Origin of the sequence: Kribbella sp. NPDC056951 (genome assembly GCF_042674205.1) — a bacterium.
Taxonomy (GTDB): Bacteria; Actinomycetota; Actinomycetes; order Propionibacteriales; family Kribbellaceae; genus Kribbella; species Kribbella yunnanensis.
The window spans coordinates 724,393-736,191 of sequence record NZ_JBHUQZ010000003.1 but is presented as its reverse complement, the minus strand read 5'-3'; the positions used below and the strand labels follow the sequence as shown (position 1 = coordinate 736,191).

Annotated in this window: 13 protein-coding genes; 7 read left to right on the top strand and 6 right to left on the bottom strand. The window is 68.4% G+C overall.

Going from position 1 to position 11,799, the window contains the following annotated elements; genetic code table 11:
- Positions 1-25: 25 nt before the first annotated feature.
- The 4 genes from ACFTSF_RS16485 to ACFTSF_RS16470 all read left to right on the top strand — a co-directional run bounded on the left by ACFTSF_RS16485 (position 26) and on the right by ACFTSF_RS16470 (position 2,572).
- Positions 26-682 carry a hypothetical protein gene (locus ACFTSF_RS16485; protein WP_380154551.1) on the top strand — a complete coding sequence of 219 codons (657 nt, stop codon included), beginning with the start codon at positions 26-28 and terminating at the stop codon, positions 680-682.
- Complete coding sequence (locus ACFTSF_RS16480; RefSeq protein ID WP_380154550.1) at positions 679-1,329, top strand: hypothetical protein; 651 nt, start codon at positions 679-681, stop codon at positions 1,327-1,329. The genes ACFTSF_RS16485 and ACFTSF_RS16480 overlap by 4 nt, the downstream gene beginning before the upstream one ends.
- A 212-nt stretch (positions 1,330-1,541) precedes the next feature.
- On the top strand, positions 1,542-1,973 hold the full coding sequence (locus ACFTSF_RS16475; protein ID WP_380154549.1) for a DUF3137 domain-containing protein: 432 nt from the start codon (positions 1,542-1,544) through the stop codon (positions 1,971-1,973).
- On the top strand, positions 1,970-2,572 hold the full coding sequence (locus ACFTSF_RS16470) for a hypothetical protein (RefSeq protein ID WP_380154548.1): 603 nt from the start codon (positions 1,970-1,972) through the stop codon (positions 2,570-2,572). Before ACFTSF_RS16475 ends, ACFTSF_RS16470 begins: the two co-directional genes overlap by 4 nt.
- Here the strand turns inward: ACFTSF_RS16470 and ACFTSF_RS16465 are convergent.
- Positions 2,565-3,326, bottom strand: coding sequence for a DUF1932 domain-containing protein (locus ACFTSF_RS16465; protein ID WP_380154547.1), 762 nt, complete (start codon positions 3,324-3,326; stop codon positions 2,565-2,567). The two genes, ACFTSF_RS16470 and ACFTSF_RS16465, sit on opposite strands and share 8 nt — an antisense overlap.
- Positions 3,327-3,475: 149 nt before the next feature.
- On the opposite strand from ACFTSF_RS16465, the gene ACFTSF_RS16460 reads away from it, so the two are divergent.
- Together ACFTSF_RS16460 and ACFTSF_RS16455 are read left to right on the top strand one after the other, a co-directional pair.
- Positions 3,476-3,700, top strand: coding sequence for a type IV toxin-antitoxin system AbiEi family antitoxin domain-containing protein (locus ACFTSF_RS16460; protein WP_380154546.1), 225 nt, complete (start codon positions 3,476-3,478; stop codon positions 3,698-3,700).
- Complete coding sequence (locus tag ACFTSF_RS16455; protein ID WP_380154545.1) at positions 3,684-4,502, top strand: hypothetical protein; 819 nt, start codon at positions 3,684-3,686, stop codon at positions 4,500-4,502. The genes ACFTSF_RS16460 and ACFTSF_RS16455 overlap by 17 nt, the downstream gene beginning before the upstream one ends.
- Here ACFTSF_RS16455 and ACFTSF_RS16450 read toward each other — a convergent pair.
- Together ACFTSF_RS16450 and ACFTSF_RS16445 are read right to left on the bottom strand one after the other, a co-directional pair.
- Positions 4,499-5,131, bottom strand: coding sequence for a response regulator (locus tag ACFTSF_RS16450; RefSeq protein ID WP_380154544.1), 633 nt, complete (start codon positions 5,129-5,131; stop codon positions 4,499-4,501). The genes ACFTSF_RS16455 and ACFTSF_RS16450 overlap by 4 nt on opposite strands.
- Positions 5,119-7,017 (bottom strand): sensor histidine kinase, encoded by a 1,899-nt coding sequence (locus ACFTSF_RS16445; RefSeq protein WP_380154543.1) that lies wholly within the window; start codon positions 7,015-7,017, stop codon positions 5,119-5,121. The genes ACFTSF_RS16450 and ACFTSF_RS16445 overlap by 13 nt, the downstream gene beginning before the upstream one ends.
- A 140-nt stretch (positions 7,018-7,157) precedes the next feature.
- Between ACFTSF_RS16445 and ACFTSF_RS16440 the strand changes: the two genes are divergently transcribed.
- Positions 7,158-7,811 (top strand): hypothetical protein, encoded by a 654-nt coding sequence (locus ACFTSF_RS16440; protein WP_380154542.1) that lies wholly within the window; start codon positions 7,158-7,160, stop codon positions 7,809-7,811.
- On the opposite strand, the gene ACFTSF_RS16435 is transcribed toward ACFTSF_RS16440, so the two are convergent.
- The 3 genes from ACFTSF_RS16435 to ACFTSF_RS16425 form a co-directional block, all read right to left on the bottom strand.
- Complete coding sequence (locus ACFTSF_RS16435) at positions 7,808-8,788, bottom strand: ribose-phosphate diphosphokinase (RefSeq protein WP_380154541.1); 981 nt, start codon at positions 8,786-8,788, stop codon at positions 7,808-7,810. The two genes, ACFTSF_RS16440 and ACFTSF_RS16435, sit on opposite strands and share 4 nt — an antisense overlap.
- 179 nt (positions 8,789-8,967) lie before the next feature.
- Positions 8,968-10,419, bottom strand: coding sequence for a bifunctional UDP-N-acetylglucosamine diphosphorylase/glucosamine-1-phosphate N-acetyltransferase GlmU (gene glmU, locus ACFTSF_RS16430; protein ID WP_344145507.1), 1,452 nt, complete (start codon positions 10,417-10,419; stop codon positions 8,968-8,970).
- A 115-nt stretch (positions 10,420-10,534) separates the two neighbouring features.
- Entirely contained in the window at positions 10,535-11,755 is a 1,221-nt protein-coding gene (locus ACFTSF_RS16425; RefSeq protein WP_380154540.1) for a hypothetical protein, read from the bottom strand.
- Between the last annotated feature and the right edge of the window lie 44 nt (positions 11,756-11,799).

Here is an 11,799-nt window from a genome sequence, read left to right as displayed (position 1 = left end):
ACCTCGCGAACGCTAAATTGCCGTGGTGACCGCGTTCATGATCGTGCTGCTGCTGGGCGGTACTGCGGTGATCGTGGCCGTGGTGCTGGTGATCATCGAGTACACCAAACGCCGCCGGGCCGCGCTGCAAGAGCGAGCGCACGCCATGGCGCAGTACGGCTGGCACCTGGCACCCGCCAACCCGTGGCTGGCCGACGTGGCCGCCGGACTGTACACCCGTGGTCGACCGGGCGAGATGTTCGCTGGCGACTACCGCGGTCGCGGCATGTGCGCGCTGGACTACTTCTACACAACCAGCAACGGCAAGTCGTCCCAGACCCACAACGTGCACCTAGTAGCCCTCAACCTCCCCAGCGCACTCCCACCACTGACGGTGTCCAAGGACTCCGCCCTGAGACGTGCCTTCGGCAACGACATCGAGCTGGAGAGCCAAGCGTTCAACGACGCCTTCCGCATCGACTGCGCCGACCGGCGCTACGCCTCAGCCGTCCTACACCCCCAACTGATGGAGTGGACGCTAGCCAACCCCGGCCTCGAATGGCAGCTAGCCGGCAACGCCCTGGTCTCCTGGGGCTACGGCCCCTTCACCGCCCCCGAGGTACAAGCCCGCCTAGAAGCCATGACCGGCGTCATCGACCGCATCCCACCCTTCGTCCTCCGCGACTACGGCGCTCCCCTGTGAGCGACGAGTTCGGGTACGCGGCCGTCAAAGTGATCCTGCTGATCACCGCGGTGGTCGTGGTGGTGGTGTTCATCGTCTATGACCGGAGACGGCGGGTGGCGCTCGCGTATCGGGCTGCCATCGTGGCGAGACTCGGGTGGTCCCTGGCTCCCCCGGATCCTTGGCTGGTCACCGTCGCCACCCGGCTGGGCGTCCCCGGCCAGCCGGCGCGAATGTTCACCGGCGACTTCGACGGGCGGCGGCTGTTCGTGATCGACTTCGAGCTCACCCCGACCGACGGCGAAGGTCTGGCGCATCTGATCGGGCTCACGCTGCCCGGCAAGCTCCCGCCGCTCACCGTGTCGCCGGACGTGCGGCTGGAGCGCCTCCTCGGCCAGGACATCGAACTGGAGAGCCAGGCGTTCAACGACACGTTCCGCGTCCAGGGTTACTCGGGACGGTTCGCTTCCGCGGTGCTGCAGCCACGGCTGATGGAGTGGATGCTGCACAACTCCAGACTGCGCTGGCACATCGCCGGGAACATCCTCGTGACCTGGGAGCTCTTCGAACTCACGATGCCCGAGGTCATGGCGCGGCTGGAGACGATGGCCGGCGTGATCGACCGCATCCCGCGGTTCGTCTTCCGCGACGACTGGACCGTCGCATGAACGTCTGGTGGATTCCCGTGGGGACGGGGGCGTTGGGGGTGCTGATTCTGGTGGGTGGGGTGGCGATACTCCTCGTACGGCGGCGGAGGCGGGGTGCTGCGCTGAGGCGGCGGGCTGCGGTGATGGGGGCGCAGCGGTGGTTGGTGGCTCCGGCGGAGTCTTGGCTGGTGGAGCTTGCTGGGCGGCTGACTATTAAGGGGCGGGCTACGCAGATGTTCACCGGGGACTTCGGTGGGCGGGGGGTGCGGGTGCTCGACTATGAGTTCACTGCGCGGCGCGGGCCGGCGCCGGTGCATTTGATCGCGCTCAGCTTGCCGGTCGGGTTGCCGCGGTTGACGGTGTCGCGGGACTCGACGTTGACGCGGGTTCTGGGGAATGACATCGAGTTGGAGAGTCAGGCGTTCAACGACCGGTTCCGTGTGCAGGCTGATGACCAGCGCTTCGCTTCCGCCGTACTGCAGCCGCGGCTGATGGAGTGGATGTTGCAGAACCCTGATCTGCAGTGGCACCTGGCCGGCAACGCACTGGTGTCCTGGGGGTACGGCGAGGTTCCGGTGGCCGAGGTCCTGGCCCGGCTGGAGGCGATGGCTGGAGTGATCGACCGGATCCCGCCGTTCGTGCTCACGGACTACGCGGTCGCATGATCATCACAGTCGTAGTGATCGCCGTACTGGCCGCAGGGCTCGGTGCGCTCTACCTGCGGATGCAGCAGCGGCAGCGGGCGTTCTTTGCGGACAGGGTGGCTGCGGTGGGGCTCACACCGGCACCTGTCGAGCCATGGCTTGCTGATGCGGCCAGCCGCGCGTTCGGCGTACCAGGCAACGCGGAGCGGATGGTTCGCGACCAGCGGTTGTGGGCCTGCGATTTCACCTACCAGGCATCCCGTACGGCGACCGCCGCCAAGTGTCACGTGGTTGCGATGAGTCTGCCGACCGCACTGCCTCCACTGGCAGTGTTCCCGAAGAACCCGATGCTCCCGGACAACCTGGAGTTCGAGAGCGCTGAGTTCAACCGGACGTTCTCGGTCGAGTGTTCGGACCGCCGCTTTGCCAGTGCGCTCCTCACACCGCGGGTGCTGGAATGGCTGCTCCGCTACCCGAAGCTGCAGTGGCGAATCGACGGTGGCGTGCTGATCGCGTGGAACGTCGGCTACTGGACGGCAGACACCGTCCAGCACACCACTGAGGCTTTCGACGGTCTACTCGAACGCATCGACCCGTACGTGTTCAAAGACTTCAGCTGAGCTTGGTCCACACCTGACGCAGCGCCCGGGCCGCATCGCCCTCCAGCCCGGCGTCGTCCAGCGTCGCGGCCAGCTCGTCGAACTCCGGTCCCCAGCGCCACGCCACGGACCGCAACTGCTCAGGCAACTCCGGGTCGCGGAGTGAACCCGCATCCGCGCGCACCTGCTGCGCGACCAGCGCGTCCGTCACCCCGTGCTTCTCAGCGAGCTGAAACGCCAGCACTGCAAGGGCCGCCTTCCCCTTGTTGTACAACGCGTACGCCGACTTCGCCGCGCTCGCCGCCCCCGGATCCGCGCCAACCACGCGCGGAGTGACCGTCGTACCGGCCCATAGCGCAGCAGCATCGCCCGCAGCGCCTCCGGACAGCATCAGATGCGTCGGACTGGCCCCACCACTCGGCGGCGGCCCGATCACCCCAGCGTCCACGAACGTCGCCCCCGGTACGGCGGACTGGGCCTCCCGCAGCGACACCGGCGACAGCGGGTTCGCCTCGACGTACAGGCCCGTGAACCCAGCACCCCCGACCTGCCGAGCAATGTCCACCGCCCCCTGCGGTGCACACGAACACAACACCACCTCAGCCCCCGCAACAGCCTCAGCGAACGACTGCCCGACCAGCCCAGCGGCCTCAGCCCGCTCAACTGAGGCCTGACTGCGCCCCTCCGGGATCCAACTGACGGTGTGACCAGCGCTGACGAGTTCTCCGGCGAGCCGTGAACCCATCGCACCCGGGTGAAAGACGGTGATCCGCATGGCTCGAGCAGATCAGCTCTGACCGAGATATGCCAACGCCGGGGAGCCTCACCACCCGAAAACAGCGGTTAAGCCTCCCCAGCTCTGGTTATCCACAGGGGACGGGAGGAGGGGGTGAGGAGGGGCGGGATGGGTGCATCTTCTGGGGTGTGAATGGATTTCTGGGGAAACAGTTCGGGGAGTTGCTGCAGAAGCAGCTGGGCGCATTCAGCTGGCGCCAGGCGCGGCTGGAGGGAGTGTCGGACAAGATGATCACGGCGCGGCTGCGGTCGGGGCGAATCCAGCGGGTTTATCGCGGTGCGTACGTCAATTTCACCGGAGCGGTTCCGTGGGAAACGCGGATCTGGGGCGGCGTGGTTGGCCTACGGACCTGATGCAGCGCTGGGTGGTGAGACCGCGCTGCGCCGGTACGGGCTGGACGGCGACTGGGCGGCCGAGCCGGTGTGGCTGGACCTCCCACACCACCGGCGGGTACGTCGGCAACCGGGCATCGTGATTCGGCGCTGCCGCGATCTGGACGGCCGCTTGCTGGGTAGCCGTGAGCCACCGATCGTGCGGCTGGAGGTTGCCCTTCTGACGGTCGCGAGCCGGCGACCGACCACCGATGCCGCCTTGGCCCTGATTCTGGATGCTTGCCGTCAGCGCCGGACCACCCCGCGGCGCCTGCTGGAGGAACTGGACCGGCTGCGGAATCTCCCGCGCCGCAGAGCCATCACTCAGGTGCTACGTGACGCCAACGCCGGGGTCGAGTCATGGCTGGAGCTCGTCTACCTCGAGAGAGTGGAGCGTGCTCACGGACTACCGACGGCCAGCCGCCAGATCGTTGCGTCCGTGGGCGGTGCAACGGTTCGGCGGGACTGCCTGTACGACCCGTACGGCGTGATCGTCGAGCTCGACGGACGCACCGGGCACGCGGATGTCGCGTCGCAGTGGCGGGACATGGCGAGAGACAACGCCGCGGCAGTTGACGCCATGGTGACCCTTCGCTTCGGGTATCAGCTGGCCGGCGATCCCTGCGCTGCGGCAGCCCAAGTCGCCGCCGTACTCACCCACCGCGGCTGGCCCGGCCACCCAACCCCCTGCAGTCCCACCTGCACTGTCCGCGCTGAAGGGCTGGGGAGCCCTACCGCCCGAAAACGACGGATAGCACTCCCCAGCAGCTCGAGAGCAGATTAGGTGTGACCGAGATATGTGAGTACTGCGAGTACGCGCCGGTGGTCCTCGGCGTTCGAGACCAGTCCGAGCTTGGACATGATGCTGCCGACATGCGTCTCGACTGTGCGCTCGTTGAGCCACAGCCTGCGGCTGATGCCCACGTTCGTGCACCCTTCCGCCATCAGCGCCAGCACCTCCGACTCCCGGGGTGTCAGCGCGCCGAGTCGCTCCGGCCGGCCGAGCAGCCGACCCACGACCTCCGGATCCAGCGCGGAACCACCCGCGGCCACTCTGGTCAACGCATCCAGGAACTGCTCCACATCCAGCACCCGGTCCTTCAGCAGGTAGCCGAAACCACCTGAGCTGACCAGCTCGACCGAGTGCCGGGTCTCGATGTGCTGGGAGAGCAGGACGATCCCCATGCCCGGATGGCTCTCCTTGAGCAGCCGTGCGGCCCGAGCACCGTCGTCGGTGTGGTCCGGCGGCATCCGGATGTCGATGACCGCGAGGTCCGGCAACGTCTCTGCCACCACCGTCAGCAGGCTGACCGCGTCGGCCGCCCGGCCAACCACCTCGTGCCCGGCGTCATCGAGCAACCGCGCCAGTCCTTCGCGGAACAGCGCCGAGTCCTCGCCGATCACAATCCGCACGGCAGCACCACCTCGATCGTCGTACCGCGCCCAGCCGGGCTGTTCATCGACAACGAGCCACCGATGGCCGCCACGCGATCCACCAGACCACTCAGCCCCGAACCAGGTCGCGGTGCCGCACCACCACAGCCGTCATCCTCAACCCGGATCCGCACGTCGTCGACCGACCGCTCCACCCGTACGGCGATCGCGCTCGCCCGCGAGTACTTCGCGGCGTTCGTGACCGCCTCGGCCGTCACGAAGTACGCCGTGGTCGCCAGCTCATCAGGGAGCTCCCCCGGACCGATGTCCAACCGCACCGGGATCGGCAACGTGCGGGTGATCGCGGTGAGCGCCGCATGCAGTCCGTCGTCCAGACTGGTCGGGCGGAGGCCGTGAGCGATCTGCCGAAGCTCTGCGATCGCAGTCGACAGCTCAGCCACCCCCTGGTCCAGCAGGCCGTTCACATCGACACTGCCGTCGTGCAGATGCCGTTGCGCCAATCGCATAGCCATGCCGAGCGACACGAGGCGCTGCTGAGCACCATCGTGCAGATCCCGCTCCAGCCGCCGCCGTTCCTGATCGCCCGCCTGGACGAGCCGCGTCCGACTAGCCTCGACATCCCGCAGCGCCTGGGCCAGCTCGGCCCGCAGCCTGCTCACCTCGACCAGACTCGCCGCACCGGTCGCCACAGCCTTCAGAACCGCCGGACCGCTCGCCCCAGCCAGTAAACCGATCTGTACGCCGCCGAGCATCACCGCTACGCCGCCTTCGACACCAACCGGCCGACCAGCGGCGTCGATGAACCCAGACGCCCCCGGTACCAGCAGTCCGACCCGCAGCGTCGGATCGCGGAGTGCTGTCTGCAGGGACTTCTCCAGCTCCTCCGGTTGCGCCTGTTCGGTGTGGATGCGCCGCTGCAGGTCCTCGATCGCGGCCAACGCCGCTCGCCGCGGCGGATAGAGCCTTCTGTCGACCAGCCGTTGCAACCGCGTGCGTAGTGGACTCAGTACGAGCGCACAGGCCGCAGTAGCGACAGCTGCGGCCGGAGCGGATCCCTTGCCGAGGAACAGTCCGAGCGTCAGCACAGTCACGCCGTACGTGCCAAGCAGCGCGACCGCGACGATGGCGTAGGTGACCGTGTCCGCGATGACCCGGTCCACGTCGTACAGGTCGTGGCGGAGCATCGCCACGGCCACCGAGGTGGGCAGGGCGATCAAAGTGCCGATGCCGAACGCTGTTGAGACCGCACCGGTCTGGCCGGCGATCAGAATCTCGGTCAGGCAGACGAACGGGTAGACGGCGACCGCCAGCCCGGCCAGCGACAACCACTTCAGCTGTGCACGCACCCGACCGGTCGACCGTCGGAACCGGACCACTAGGGACAGGGCCGCAGCCAGCGACAGCACTAGCGTCAGCACGAAGACGGTCTCGCTGAGTACCCGCCAGAACAGCGACAGGTTGGCAAAGGCACCGAAGGCCTGCTGCCCGACACCGCCGACCAGAAGCAGCACGGCAGGTACTCGCCAGCGCGGACTCGGCAGCCGACCGTCCGGGAAGTGCAGCAGGAGCAGCGCAACGGCGACGAACAGCCACCAGCCGCTCTCGTTGAAGAACGCGACCACCCGGCTGTCCTCGACCACCGCGGCGTAGTACACGTCGCGGGCCGCCAGGAACATCGTGATCGCCCCGACCCAGACCAGCAGTGGGCCGACCAGGTTCCCCGGGACCTTCCGGCCGATCACCAGGCCTAGTACAGCGATCGCCGTACCGGCTGCTCCGAGTGCCACGAAGTTGCGCACAGTAGCTGGACTGGTGGGCTCTGTGAGCAGCAGCCAGCCACTGCCCACGGCCATCGCCGGTACGAGCAGGAAAACGCCGAGGGTCGCCCATCGCGGCCACCACATACCGTCAGGTTAAGACCGAGTCTTCAGCCAGGCCTCCGAGTCAGCACGGAGATCCATCTCCGCGCTCGCTCCGATGTGCCGGCCCGGTCCGGAGCGGTTCGCTGAAGGGGTCAGATCGACCCGTTCAGGAGGTACCCGTCATGTCCACCGAAACCCTCGTCCGCACCAGCCCGACCACCCGGCGGCGCGTCGGGTTCGTCGCCCTCGCGCTGGCCGTCACCGCCCTGATCGCGCTCCCCGGCGGGCTGCTGTGGCCGGAGCCGTCCGGCGGCGGCGAGACCTACACGTACGGCGACATTCAGCCGCAGCGTGACCTGTGGTGGGGACTGCTCGTCGTACTGGCCGCGAACCTGGTCATCAACGTGCCCGCCCAGGCCCTGCTCACCGTCCGGCTCGTCCGCACCCGCGGCGCCGCCTGGGCCACCGTCGGCGGCGTGATGATGTGGATCGGCACCGCCCTGTACGCCGTCGGTGGCGCCGGCTGGGCAGCCGCCTACTACTTCGCCACCGCCCCAGGCGTCGACCCGTCCGTGATGGACCGCATCAACGCCGACTCGGCGCACGTCTTCGGCGTGATGATCCCGGGCGCGCTACTCGTCGCCCTCGGGACCGTCGTACAGGCCGTCGGGCTGTTCCGTTCCAAGGCGGTACCGCGCTGGATCCCGATCCTGTGGCTGACCATCATCGCCACCTTCATCGTCCCGGGGAACGGCGTCGCCGGACTCGTCACGGCCGTCCCGATGACTGCGGCAAGCCTCGGGACGGCGTACTACGCGTGGCGACGTACTGCTTAGGCGCGACCCTCGAACAGGCTGGTGACCGAGCCGTCCTCGAAGACCTCGCGGATGGCCCGGCTGATCAGCGGGGCGATCGAGAGCTCGGTCAGCTTGTCGAAGCGGCGGTCCGCCGCGATCGGCAGCGTGTTGGTGACGATGACCTCGCTGGCCTGGCAGTTCTTCAGGCGGTCGACCGCGGGGCCGGACAGGATGGCGTGGGTGGCGGCGATGACCACGCCGGCGGCGCCTTCGGCGATCAGGGCGTCGGCGGCCTTGGTGATGGTGCCGCCGGTGTCGATCATGTCGTCGACCAGGATGCAGACGCGGTTCTTGACCTCACCGACGACGCGGTTCGCGACCGTCTCGTTCGGCCGGTCGATGTCGCGGGTCTTGTGGATGAAGGCCAGCGGGGCGTTGTTCAGGCGGGCGGACCACTGCTCGGCCACCTTGATCCGGCCGGCGTCCGGCGAGACCACGGCCAGCTGCTGGTCGCCGTACTTGTCGCGGACGTAGTCGCTCAGGATCGGCAGCGCCATCAGGTGGTCGACCGGTCCGTCGAAGAAGCCCTGGATCTGCGAGGTGTGCAGGTCGACGCAGATCAGCCGGTTCGCGCCGGCGGTCTTGAACAGGTCGGCCATCAGCCGGGCCGAGATCGGCTCCCGGCCGCGGTGCTTCTTGTCCTGCCGCGCGTAGCCGTAGAACGGGAGCACGACGGTGATCCGCTTGGCCGAGGCGCGCTTGAGCGCGTCGACCATGATCAGCTGCTCCATGATCCACTCGTTGATCGGCGAGGTGTGACTCTGGATCACGAAGGCGTCGCTCCCGCGCACCGACTCCTCGAACCGGACATAGATCTCGCCGTTGGCGAAGTCGTACGCCGAGGTCGGCACCAGGCCGGATCCCAGCTGCTCGGCGACCTCCTCGGCCAGCCCGGGATGGGCTCTGCCGGAGAACACCATCAGGTTCTTCTCGGTGGTTCGCTTCATCCCGCTCATGGCCGGCCTCCCGTGTGAGTGTGTCTGGGGACTTCTCGCCGTAGCGAGCAAGTGCTCGGTGCGGTAGCTCGGCGTGCTGGGGCGGAGGCCTCGATGTTTGTCCATCGTGGCCTTTGCACCAGTGCGGCGAGGTGCCGTACCGAGTGCTGCGCAGTAGGCGTGAAGTCCCTAGACACGCTCTACTTCTTGTCGCCAGTATCGGCCGCGGCTTCTGCTTCCGCAGCAGCTTGCGCCGTCTTCGTCCCGGCCCGCTTGCGCGCGACCCAGCCCTTGATGTTGCGCTGCCGGCCCCGGGCGACGGCGATCTCGCCCGGACCGACGTCCTCGGTCAGCGCGGTGCCGGCGGCCAGGTAGGCGCCGTCCGCGACCGTCCGCGGGGCGACGATCACCGAGTTGCTCCCGATGAACGAGTGCTTGCCGATGAACGTCGGGTACTTCTTCTGGCCGTCGTAGTTCGCGAAGATCGTGCCGGCGCCGATGTTCGCGCCCTCGCCGATCGTCGCGTCCCCGGCGTACGTCAGGTGCGGCACCTTGGCGCCGTCACCGATGCTGGTGTTCTTGGTCTCGACGAACGTGCCGATCTTGCCCTTCACGCCGACCTTGGTACCGGGGCGCAGGTAGGCGAACGGGCCGACACTCGCGCCGTCGCCGAGCACCGAGCTCGAGCCGTGCGCGCGAATGATCGTCGCGTTCGCACCGATCTGTACGTCGGTCAGGGTCGTATCCGGACCGATCGTCGTACCGCTGCCGGCCGTGGTGGCGCCGTGCAGCTGCGTGTTCGGCAGCAGGGTGACGTCCTGCGCGAGCTCGACGGTGCTGTCCACCCAGGTGGTGTTCGGGTCGACGATCGTGACACCGCCGCGCATCAGCTTGTCGAGCGTCCGGCGGTTCAGCTCGGCGCGGAGCGTGGCCAGCTGGACGCGGTCGTTCACGCCCTCGGTCTGCATCGCGTCCTCGGTGACATACGCCCCGACGCGCTTGCCGTCGGTCCGGGCGATCGACAGAACGTCGGTCAGGTACAGCTCACCCTGCGCGTTGTCGGTGGTCAGCCGGCTCAGCCCGTCGCGCAGCGTGGCCGCGTCGAAGACGTAGATCCCGGCGTTGATCTCGTCGATCTGGCGCTGCTCGGCAGTCGCGTCCTTGTGCTCGACGATCGCGGCGACCGTGCCGTCGGCGCCCGGGACGATCCGCCCGTACCCCGTCGGGTCGGCGACCCGCGCGGTCAGCACGGTGACGGCGTTGCCCTGCTTGTCGTGCTCGGCGACCAGCTCGTGCAGCGTCTCGGCCTGCAGCAGCGGCACGTCACCCGACGTGACGATCACCGAGCCCTCGAAAGCAGCCGGTACGGCGGTCAGTCCGGAGCGCACGGCGTCTCCGGTCCCGAGCTGCTGCTCCTGGACGGCGGTCTTCACGTCCGGGTCCAGCGCGGTCAGGTGGGCCTCGACCAGCTCCCGGCCGTTGCCGACCACGACCACGAGGTGCTCCGGGGCGAGCGCACGCGCGGTGACCACCGCGTGACCGACCAGGCTGCGCCCGCCGATCTCGTGCAGCACCTTCGGGGTCGACGATTTCATCCGGGTTCCGAGCCCGGCGGCCATGATCACGACCGCCGCGGGGCGATGGGAAGTCACGCGGTCTTCTCCTCGAGTTCCCTGCGAGTTTCTGGAACAAGTATCTGCACAGGCACTCGAATCGGTGCCCGCGCAAGCCTACTTGCTCTTCGCCGGGGTTTCCGCATCCGGCTGCTCAGGCAGCCGGTCCCCGCAGGTTCACCACCAGGTCGCCGGCCGTGATCCCGGCGTACTCCTGCATCATCCGCGCCCGCGCGAACTCGCTGTATCCCCGCCTGGCGACCTGCAGGTAGAACCGCGTGACCGATCCCACACCCACCGCCCGCACCATCAGCTCCACCGCCAGCCAGCTGACCCGGTAACTCTCCGTAGTTCCGAACTCGTCATCCCGAGGCAACCGCTCCACCCGCCCCCGCACAGCCTTCGCCACCGCCGCCCGCTCCCGAGCCACCGCGTCCGCCGGCCGAACCAAGTTCGCCACATAAGCCGCAAACCCCTCAGCCAGCCACCGAGGCGCCTCATCCCCCATCTTCACCGCAGCCAGGTGAGTAAGCCCATGCACCACCTCAGCCAGACTCGGCACGCTGTCGGACGGCTCAACCACTACCCATCCCCCGACAGGGCGACCGTCCGGCCTCGCGCTGTGCATCGGTTGGATTCGGATCGGCTCCTGCCCCGAGAGCGTGGCCGGCAGGTTGGTGGGGACGGTGGGGTTCTTCAGGGCAACTACCAGTGGGATCTTCTGGAGCGGTCCGGGCCACAGGCGGTCCACCACCTCCGCCGCCTGCGCGGTCACCGCCGCGATCCGCACACCCCGCGCGCGCTGGCCCCGATCCACGAGCACGACGACACCAGGCCGCCGTACAACCTCCAGCTCAGCCACATCCCACGGCTGCCGGTTGCTCTTCAGTACCGCGTCCAGCCGGTTCACATCCACCAGTCGCGCCACCCCGCCCCGCACCACATACGTGTACCCGAGATCCGCCACCGCCGGCGGCAGCCCCGTCACGGCGTACCGCAGGCTCACTCGGAACGTCACCGCGCCCGCCCCATACCGCCGTACCGCCCCCGGATCCACCCAGGCCTCCCGCCGCCGGAAGCCCACCTCAGCCTCCAGCGCCCGCAGTCCCCGGAAGACCCGCGCCTGCCGCCCCGCAGCCCCCGGCGCCACCTCAGCCAGGAACCCGGCCGCATCCCCCCGCCGCAAGGCCACCGCCTGCCGAGCCAACGCAACATCCACCGCGGAACCCACCACCGGCTCCACCCGGCCGTCACCCGCCGACGGCAACCCCAGCTCAGCGGCAACCGGCAGTACGCCCACCCGTGGACCACCAGGCGCCACCACCAGCCCAGCACCCAGCAGCCCACCGACGACCAACCACCCGACCCGCTTCATGCCCACCCCAACGACCCACCCACCCAGTAAGTCATCCGGATGGA

What these genes read in the sequence shown, in the direction of transcription:
- ACFTSF_RS16475 (WP_380154549.1), top strand. Translation starts at nt 1,542, where the DNA reads ATGTTCACCGGGGACTTCGGTGGGCGGGGGGTGCGGGTGCTCGACTAT.
- ACFTSF_RS16470 (WP_380154548.1), top strand. Translation starts at nt 1,970, where the DNA reads ATGATCATCACAGTCGTAGTGATCGCCGTACTGGCCGCAGGGCTCGGT.
- ACFTSF_RS16465 (WP_380154547.1), bottom strand. Translation starts at nt 3,326, where the DNA reads ATGCGGATCACCGTCTTTCACCCGGGTGCGATGGGTTCACGGCTCGCC.
- ACFTSF_RS16445 (WP_380154543.1), bottom strand. Translation starts at nt 7,017, where the DNA reads ATGTGGTGGCCGCGATGGGCGACCCTCGGCGTTTTCCTGCTCGTACCG.
- ACFTSF_RS16440 (WP_380154542.1), top strand. Translation starts at nt 7,158, where the DNA reads ATGTCCACCGAAACCCTCGTCCGCACCAGCCCGACCACCCGGCGGCGC.
- ACFTSF_RS16435 (WP_380154541.1), bottom strand. Translation starts at nt 8,788, where the DNA reads ATGAGCGGGATGAAGCGAACCACCGAGAAGAACCTGATGGTGTTCTCC.
- ACFTSF_RS16425 (WP_380154540.1), bottom strand. Translation starts at nt 11,755, where the DNA reads ATGAAGCGGGTCGGGTGGTTGGTCGTCGGTGGGCTGCTGGGTGCTGGG.